This window comes from Mesorhizobium sp. M1A.F.Ca.IN.020.04.1.1 (assembly GCF_003997315.1).
In the GTDB taxonomy this organism is placed as follows: domain Bacteria; phylum Pseudomonadota; class Alphaproteobacteria; order Rhizobiales; family Rhizobiaceae; genus Mesorhizobium.
In genome coordinates this window covers 1-1,263 of sequence record NZ_RZSN01000376.1, presented here as the reverse complement: position 1 = coordinate 1,263, position 1,263 = coordinate 1, and the positions used below count along the sequence as shown (strand labels likewise).

Here is a 1,263-nt window from a genome sequence, read left to right as displayed (position 1 = left end):
GGCCGGCGTCACGCGCCTTCTTCACCGTCGGCACGATGCCCTTGGTGTCAGAGGCGGTGATCAGGATGCCCTTGGCGCCGTCGGCAATGCAGCTCTCGATCGCCGCGACCTGGCTCTCGCTGTCGCCGTCGATCTTGCCGGCATAGGTCTTCAGGTCGACGCCGAGTTCCTTGGCCTTGGCGGTCGCGCCTTCCTTCATCTTGACGAAGAAGGGATTGGTATCGGTCTTGGTGATCAGGCAGGCGCCGACGCCCGCAGCCGATGCGGACGAGGCGAGTGCGAGCAGGCCCAGCCCGGCCGCCGCGAATACGGTGGACTTCAGCAGCGATTTCTTGGTCACGATTTCCTCCCAATGGAACCATTCCGGACGCCGGCCAACCCGGCGCCTCGAGCGCATCCAACCATTTTTCCCAGCGTGGACGCCACCCAAAAAGACACCAGTCCGCATCATCTGTCAATAATTAAATCACTCTTATTTATTATTGACAGACTTGCGCTGTTCACTCATTCTGAACGAAAAGCCAGTGTGGGGAAACCGACGGGAGGAACAGGGTGGAGACCGGCATTGCGAGGCACGGTTCGCCCGAGGCTCTGGAGAGCCGGCTGCATCGCGGCACGAACCAGAGCGGCATGCGCGACCACAATGAAAGGCTGGTGCTGTCACTGGTGCGCCAGCATGGCAGCCTCGCCAAATCCGACATCGCGCGCATGACCGGGCTGTCGGCCCAGACGGTATCCGTCATCATGCGGGAGCTGGAAGAGGACAAGCTGCTCGTGCGCCAGGCGCCGCTGCGCGGCAAGATCGGCCAGCCGTCGATCCCGATGGCGCTCAATCCGGAAGGAGCTTTCTTCATCGGTCTCAAGATCGGCCGCCGCAGCGCCGAGCTGGTGCTGATCGACTTCCTCGGCAATGTGCGATCGATGCTGCAGAATTCCTATCGTTATCCGGCGCCGCGCGAGACGGTGGAGTTCGTCGGCGCTGGGATCAAACAAATGCGCGGCGAGCTGACACCGGCGCAGGACAAGCGCATCGCCGGGCTCGGGATCGCCATGCCGTTCGAGCTTTGGAGCTGGGCCGACACAGCCGGCGCGCCGCGCGAGATCATGGATGAATGGCGCCATCGCGACATCCGCGCCGACATCCAGTCCCAATGCGACTTTCCGGTCTATCTGCAGAACGATGCCACGTCCGCTTGCGGGGCAGAGCTCGTCTTCGGCCAGGCAGGCGCGGCGCGCGACTTCGTCTATTTCTATATCGGTGCC

At 62.8% G+C, this 1,263-nt stretch carries 2 protein-coding genes; one reads left to right on the top strand and one right to left on the bottom strand.

What is annotated here, in order from left to right:
* A partial coding sequence (locus EOA49_RS31995; protein WP_164749387.1) for a substrate-binding domain-containing protein occupies nucleotides 1-340 on the bottom strand: 340 nt, incomplete at its 3' end.
* A gap of 212 nt (nucleotides 341-552) precedes the next feature.
* Between EOA49_RS31995 and EOA49_RS31990 the strand changes: the two genes are divergently transcribed.
* A partial coding sequence (locus EOA49_RS31990) for an ROK family transcriptional regulator (RefSeq protein ID WP_164749386.1) occupies nucleotides 553-1,263 on the top strand: 711 nt, incomplete at its 3' end.